This window comes from Fredinandcohnia onubensis, assembly GCF_002734285.1.
GTDB classification, from domain to species: Bacteria; Bacillota; Bacilli; order Bacillales; family Bacillaceae_L; genus Ferdinandcohnia; species Ferdinandcohnia onubensis_A.
This window is the reverse complement of sequence record NZ_NSEA01000002.1, coordinates 355,768-361,989: the sequence shown is the minus strand read 5'-3', so window position 1 is coordinate 361,989 and position 6,222 is coordinate 355,768. Positions and strand designations below refer to the sequence as shown.

Below are 6,222 nucleotides of genomic sequence, written 5' to 3'. Positions count from 1 at the left end.
AGAGTAGGACGTCGCTAGGCAACTAAGAGATCAACCGTTATGGTTGGTCTTTTTTTGTTTTTGGAAAGAGTAATTTGATATCATGGTGGGTTTTCTTCGATAAAGGAATATAATTGTGAGTGATGAAATTAGAAAAAACGAAAACAATAAGTGCCTAATCTGTATATCCTCATATCGCAAAACGATAAGTGCTATACTGCAAACAGCCTAATCGGTATATTACCATATCGCAAAACAATAAGTGCTATACCGCAAACAGCTTAAACAGTATATCGCCTTATTGAGAAACAATAAGTTCTATACCGCAAAGAGCCTAAACGGTATATTGCCATATTGAGAAACGATAAATGCTATACCGTAAACGGCTAAACGGTATATTGTCATATCGAGAAACAATAAGTGCTATACCGTAAACGAGCTAAACGGTATATCATCATATCGAGAAACGATAAGTGCTATACCGCAAAGAGCCTAAACGGTATAGCATCATAACGAGAAATGATAAGTGTTATACCGCAAACGAGCTAAACGGTATATCATCATAACGAGAAACGATAAATGCTATACTGCAAACGGCCTAAACGGTATATTGCCATATCGAGAAACAATAAATGCTATACCGCAAACAGCCTAAACGGAATAGCACCATATCGAAAAACGATAAATGGTATACCGAAAGTCTCTAATCGAAAACATTTCACCTTGAAACTTGATCGATATGTAACATACACTCTTTCGATAAGTTACCTCATTAATATTTCTTCCCAATGACTCATTTAACGCTTCTTTGTCTAATTAGAGACCATCAAAGCCCCTAATAAGGGTAAAAGTAGTGCCGCAATCCAGAGTGGCGGGAAGTACTTTCTAGATTTTTTTACTTTCTTAGATGGCAGACTGAATTTGTATATGCTTTTATATAAACAATTCATTACGGCAAATATCATAGCAGTGCCAATAAAACTATATAGAAGTGAAACAATATAATATTCGACTTTTAAATTTGCAAATGGAAGTTTTGTTAATAAAATTGTCAAGATCAGTGACACTAGTACTATTAATACTAAAGTACCAAGGTTTTTTAACAATAACTTAGGCGATTTCGAAATTGCATTCATAACAGATGTATCTTCTAATACAATTATGTATGGAGTTAATGAGAATAAAAGTACAACCAAAATCACTATAATTTCTATTGGCCAAAAAGTATGAGTTAAGAGATATAGCAGGCCGCTTATTAGGAACTCGATTATCGAAAATTGTATAATTCTCTTAAAATAATAGGGTGCAATTTTTAATATTGAATATGTATTATCAGGTCCCTCTAAAAAGCATTTCATGGAGCCTAGATACATGCTGAGTGCGTAGCTTCTTATAAGTAGTATTACTATGGTGGCTATACTAGTTAATAGCAAGTTGTTTGTATATGGTCCATATATAGAAAGAATTTCATTATTTACTAGTGGAATCCCGTAGGGGAATTGGGTATCAAAATGATAAAAAGAAAATACAGTAAATCCAAAGTAGATACCTAAAACTCCTATGAATGTTTGAATTACGTTAACGATAAGTGGTATGATGACTAATCTTGGGTGGTAAATGGTGTGGTAAAGTCCTTTCGAAATGTTCAAAGTATCACCTCTAGTTATTTCTGTCCATAGTTTATTATATACGAGACATGAAAAAACCTACTCCAAAATGGAATAGGTTATTTTCTCTTTATTTTACCAGACCACTTTTTAAAGCCACCTTGAAGTTGGTAAAGCTCTTTGTACCCTTTTCTACGAAGTAATTGGGCTGCACGGCCACTACGAACCGTGTTTTGGCAGTACAAGTAGACTGGCTTATCAGGTCTGATTTCTGTTAAACGCTGTTTCATTTGGGATAATGGTATGTTACGAGCACCTAGAATATGACCCCCGTCAAATTCGTTTGGTTCACGTACATCGATTAGTTGTGCTTTACGATATCCTTCACGGAACTGTTCCTCAGTTAAAACAGTAACGATTTTACGCTGATAGAAGAATGTAATAATACCGTATGCGATGATTGCACCTAAAACAATTAAAAGTATTTCCAAAATCAATCTACTCCTTTTTCTATCTCTCATTTTCTATTATATTCGTGTGACTTAAAAGAATCAAAGGAATTCTCTGGAGTATTTGATTTTGAATTTCAATTTTGTTCTGATAGACTAAGGGAGGTTCATAATTTTTGATTAAAGAGGGTTTATTATGGGAAAAGAGGTATGGAGATTTATTGATTCGGGCCATTGTTCGCCTGAGTTTAATATGGCTTTAGATGAAGCATTGCTTGATTGGAACAGTGAGGGTAAAATTCCTCCAACCATTCGTTTTTATGGCTGGAATCCACCGACTCTTTCAATTGGTTACTTTCAAAAAGTAGAAAGAGAAATCGATTTAGAAGCCGTTAAAAAATATGGCCTAGGATTTGTTCGTCGACCGACTGGTGGTAGAGGGGTACTACATGATCATGAGTTAACTTATAGTGTAATTGTATCGGAGGAGCATCCTGAAATGCCTCACACGGTAACTGAAGCTTATCGTGTTATTTCAGAAGGAATTTTACAGGGCTTTCGAAAGTTGGGTCTTGATGCTTATTTTGCAGTTCCAAAAACGGCCGAAGAACGAGAAGGCCTAAAAAATCCACGTTCTGCAGTTTGCTTCGATGCACCTTCCTGGTATGAGCTTGTTGTTGAAGGAAGAAAGGTAGCCGGGAGTGCTCAAACGAGACAGAAGGGTGTAATTCTACAGCACGGATCAATCCTACTAGATATAGATGAGGATAAATTATTTGACCTATTTAAATATCCGAGTGAGCGTGTAAGAGAAAGAATGCAGCGGAATTTTAAAAATAAAGCAGTGGCTATTAATGCATTAAGGGAAAAGCCGGTTACGATTGATGAAGCCAAACAGGCTTTTAAAGAAGGTTTTGAGGAAGGACTAAATATAGTACTTGAACCTTATCAATTGACGGATGAAGAATTGGATTTTGTTCATAGTATTGTAGAGAAACGCTATAAAACAGATGAATGGAATTTTAAACGATAACGACTTTTTTTAGTCGTTTTTTACTTGGCTAAAAGACCTATCCTTGGTATTATTAGGTTTGTTCTTTTAAGGGAAAAATCAACCGACAAAATTCCTCAAAAAAGATGAAATAATTTAGTTTACCTAGTTTTTCCTCTGTTTTACTTTATATCTTATACTATTTTCAGTTTGACAAAAAAGATTTTATTTATCTAAAAATCAATATATAGTGGTGTCGAAAATTATTTTAACACTATATATTGATTTTTGTGTTGTCTTTCAAATCGATATATGATACTTTAATTTTATCATATAAAAAATAAACATTATGTAGATTAATAGATTTTAAAGGGAGATGTGGGAATGACTGTTGTGCTAGAAAAAATGAATATGAATGTTGAGAGGCTGAACCAGGATATACGCCTTTTTCCTCAAGTCCATCCAATTACGGAGGACATGAAGATTACCCACAAGGGCGTATCAAGGCTCGTAATGCTTGACCGGTATACGTTTAAGGATACCGAGAAGATTACTCTTGCAGAAGGTGACTTTGTTGTTCTAACGATTAAGGAGGATCCAAAGTTTCCAGCTCGTGGTCTAGGTTTCATCATTGACATTGATTGGGAGCAGAAGACAGCACAGGTGCTTGTAGACGAAGAGTATCGTGGTGTGTTGGACAAGCCTGAAGAAATGGAAACAGGTATTGTTAATCGTTCACTTGATGTTATTGAAAAGCCGCTGGAAATTTTCTATGAGCAAATTGCAAAAAGAAATGCCACTGGTTTAGCTGCAGTAGAGAAAACGGAGGAAAAGCGCAAGGAATGGTTTGAAAAGTTCTATCAAGAGCTTGTAAATCTAAACTTCATTCCAGCTGGACGTGTTCTTTACGGAGCTGGTGCGGAAACTGATGTTACGTACTTTAACTGTTACGTAATGCCGTATGTACAGGATTCTCGCGAAGGTATCTCTGAGCACCGTAAACAGGTTATGGAAATCATGAGCCGTGGTGGCGGTGTTGGAACAAACGGTTCTACACTACGCCCACGTAACACACTAGCACGCGGTGTAAACGGTAAGTCATCTGGTTCCGTTTCATGGCTTGATGACATTGCGAAACTTACACATCTAGTTGAGCAAGGTGGATCAAGACGTGGTAGATAAAGTGCCTCGTCTATAAATAAACCTCGTGAATTGCTGGGAAATCTTTAGGTTACTTAAACCATATGATGTAATACATGTATTAACATCATATATGACTCATAAACCACAACGAAGTTGGAAACGACAGTCGTGAAGGTTCGAAAATTATGAGTGGACAAAGACTATCAGCAGCCAAGCTCCTTAAATTGGAGAAGGTTCAACGACCATCGAAAGCACGCCAATTGGCGGAAGTGAGTAGAGTAGGATTCAAGCGAATCCGAAGCGCGAGGACATTCTTTAGAATGTAAGATATGGTCTGAACTCTAGGGGAACCTAGAGAGTTGATCTAGCGAATCAACGTAACAAATTGGCTCAAATGATCATGCTTCAATCTGATCACCCTGATATTATTGAATTCATCATTTCGAAGATGCAAAATCCAAGAATTCTTCGTTATCTAATGGAAAATACACAAGATGAAACAATTAAAAAATATGCTCAAGAAAAGCTAAAATTCACTCCATTTACGGAACAGGAAATTCAAATGTATCAAGGAATCGTTAATTACAAGCAAATTCCTGGTTACGGTGGTTTTAGTGAAAAAATCATTAAAGATGCGGAGCAAAAAATCGTTACTGGTGGAACTTACAGTGTTCATAATCCAGAGTTCTTAACAGGTGCAAACATCTCAGTTTGTATTACTAAAGACTTTATGCAAGCTGTTGAAGAAGACGGGATGTATGAACTTAAATTCCCGGATGTTGAAAGCTATAATGAAGAAGAAATGAAAATTTATAATGAAGAATGGCACAAGGTTGGGGACGTGCGTGAGTGGGAAAAACTTGGCCATAAAGTACGTGTGTACCGTAAGATCAAAGCGAGAGATCTTTGGAACCTAATCAATATCTGCGCAACGTATGCTGCAGAACCAGGAATTTTCTTCATCGATAATGCAAACGACATGACTAATGCACAAAGCTATGGTCAAAAAGTTGTTGCAACAAATCCGTGTGGTAAAAGAGTAGTGGCTTAGTTTGCCTCACGTAAAAAACTGCGGAATAAAGCGGGAAGGCTGAGAGGCTAATCCGAACCGAAGGCTAAAATAAAAAGTTAGTCAGGGGCAACGCATAGAAGGTGAAACTGCTAAAGCAGAATATAATCCTTCCACGAGGCCGCAGCACCGAGTTGGTGAAAAGGTATGCTGACCTTACAGGAAGTCAACTGTAAGAAGTAAAGGATAAAAAACCTTTACGATAACAATATTGGAACAGCCACTAGCACCATATTCAGTATGTAACCTTGCAGCGGTTAACTTAGCTGAAATGGTTGATAAAGAAACAAAGACTGTTAACTTTGAAAAACTAAAGCAAACTGTAGAAGTCGGAGTAAGAATGCAAGACAACGTAATCGATGCAACTCCATACTTCTTAGAAGCTAATAAAAAGCAAGCACTAGGAGAGCGCCGTGTTGGTCTTGGGGTTATGGGATTACACGATTTACTGATCTATTGTGAAACTGAATATGGTTCAGAAGCAGGAAATAAGTTAGTTGACGAAGTGTTTGAAACAATTGCAACAACGGCTTATCGTGCATCAATTGAACTTGCAAAAGAAAAAGGCAGCTTCCCATTCTTAGAAGGAAATTCACCGGTAGATGGCAATCGTATCAGAGAAGCTCTAATTAATACTGGATACATGCAAAAGATGCCTGAAGATATTAAAGAAGGAATCAAACAATACGGAATTCGCAACTCACACTTACTAACCGTTGCTCCTACGGGTAAACAACTTGCCCCCTATATTCGCAAGAATGTAGCGTAAACTTGGCTGTATGCGGGAAACTCCGAGTATCCTTTTGTACTCGTGTGCCAACACATAAAGAGTAAAAATCAAAAGGTGCGGACAATCCGCAGGGAAGGCGTGGCTGCCCCCTCAACGACTACATGCCGAGCAACCAGTGTCTATTACATCTTTAGAAATATTAAATTTTTAAGAAGGTGTAATAGGTGATTTAAAAATGTCTTAATTGCAAAAAG

2 protein-coding genes and 3 pseudogenes are annotated in these 6,222 nt (G+C 37.0%); 4 read left to right on the top strand and 1 reads right to left on the bottom strand.

The annotated features are described in order from the left end of the window. Positions 1–1,705 precede the first annotated feature (1,705 nt). Positions 1,706–2,107: a rhodanese-like domain-containing protein gene (locus CKJ95_RS02695; protein ID WP_099351869.1), complete on the bottom strand. Its 402-nt coding sequence runs from the start codon at positions 2,105–2,107 to the stop codon at positions 1,706–1,708. A gap of 124 nt (positions 2,108–2,231) precedes the next feature. Between CKJ95_RS02695 and CKJ95_RS02690 the strand changes: the two genes are divergently transcribed. The 4 genes and pseudogenes from CKJ95_RS02690 to CKJ95_RS02675 all read left to right on the top strand — a co-directional run. Then, entirely contained in the window at positions 2,232–3,068 is an 837-nt protein-coding gene (locus CKJ95_RS02690) for a lipoate--protein ligase family protein (RefSeq protein WP_099351868.1), read from the top strand. A 342-nt stretch (positions 3,069–3,410) separates the two neighbouring features. Beyond that, positions 3,411–4,202, top strand: a pseudogene (locus tag CKJ95_RS02685) (ribonucleotide reductase N-terminal alpha domain-containing protein); the annotation flags it as partial. 352 nt (positions 4,203–4,554) lie between these two features. Beyond that, positions 4,555–5,202, top strand: a pseudogene (locus tag CKJ95_RS02680) (vitamin B12-dependent ribonucleotide reductase); the annotation flags it as partial. A gap of 250 nt (positions 5,203–5,452) precedes the next feature. Then, positions 5,453–5,968, top strand: a pseudogene (locus CKJ95_RS02675) (vitamin B12-dependent ribonucleotide reductase); the annotation flags it as partial. Between the last annotated feature and the right edge of the window lie 254 nt (positions 5,969–6,222).

Excerpts from the sequence above, each read along its gene's own strand:
- CKJ95_RS02695 (WP_099351869.1), bottom strand. The coding sequence starts at position 2,107 with ATGAGAGATAGAAAAAGGAGTAGATTGATTTTGGAAATACTTTTAATT.
- CKJ95_RS02690 (WP_099351868.1), top strand. The coding sequence starts at position 2,232 with ATGGGAAAAGAGGTATGGAGATTTATTGATTCGGGCCATTGTTCGCCT.